This window comes from Peribacillus sp. P4_C12, assembly GCF_056402095.1.
This window is the reverse complement of record NZ_JBFUIB010000939.1, coordinates 1-982: the sequence shown is the minus strand read 5'-3', so window position 1 is coordinate 982 and position 982 is coordinate 1. Positions and strand designations below refer to the sequence as shown.

At 29.7% G+C, this 982-nt stretch carries 1 protein-coding gene; it reads right to left on the bottom strand.

Annotated features, from left to right (window positions below):
- Nucleotides 1–408 precede the first annotated feature (408 nt).
- Nucleotides 409–921 (bottom strand): DUF3189 family protein, encoded by a 513-nt coding sequence (locus AC1DUW_RS30420; protein ID WP_477644390.1) that lies wholly within the window; start codon nucleotides 919–921, stop codon nucleotides 409–411.
- Nucleotides 922–982 lie beyond the last annotated feature (61 nt).

Genomic DNA, 982 nt, shown 5'->3' with positions numbered 1-982 from the left:
GTATATATATCATAGGCACCTGTTCCGTCACAGACATGACATTGAAAGTGTGTGTCGGGTATTTCTTTTTGTTTGATTGAAAAAAAATTTACAATAGTTTCTGAAAATTTCATCTCAATAAACTCCTTTTTCTCAATCATACAACTAAAAATCAGGAAAATACCTAGGATTCCAAAAATTTACGAAATTCACGTATATTCATTACAAAATTTACATAGATTCCAAAAAACTTTCGATTTTATTAATTCATGAGTGGTAATTTACTTATTTTTGTTAACATGTAGTTTCTTTCATATGCGTAACAACAAAGAGCCAACATTTATTATGGTTGACTCAACGTATCTTGCTTAACCGACTTCCTGTGCTAGGGATATCTCTTTTCTCACCTAGATAAAATACTAACTATTATCATTTATATTTTTCATTTTCTAAAATAATCACTTTTTCCTCACTTGAGAATTCCCCTATTTGTTTGGTGTTTTCAACCAACCGAAAAATATTATCACAGCATTGTTTGGCACCTATAATTAATAATGGTACACCAATAAAATCAATTTTTAATTGTCTTGATAAAAAACCCCCAATTGACATTACAAACGGTACAGTTGGTGATGTATTAGAGAATATTATTTTTTCATGAAATTGATGTTTGTTTTGCAGTATGAAGCTTAAGTTTTTTAATGCCGGAACAACAATTTTGGATGATCGCCGTCCTAGAGTATATACCGAGTCTCCATTTTCATCTATCCCATGAAAAATAATTTTCCCTGAATCATCTTTTGTTAATTTATTGAAGTAATTAACATTTAATATTTCTTCTTTAGTTAGTTTTCGTTCTGATTGGATAATTTCTTTTAAATGATAGGCGGCTGCTAGAGCCGTGGTATGTGTCCCACCATAGTCATTATAGATATAAATCATGATATCATCCTTTATATTTTTATCTATGGCTATTATGGTCATTATGGTCATTTATTCTAGT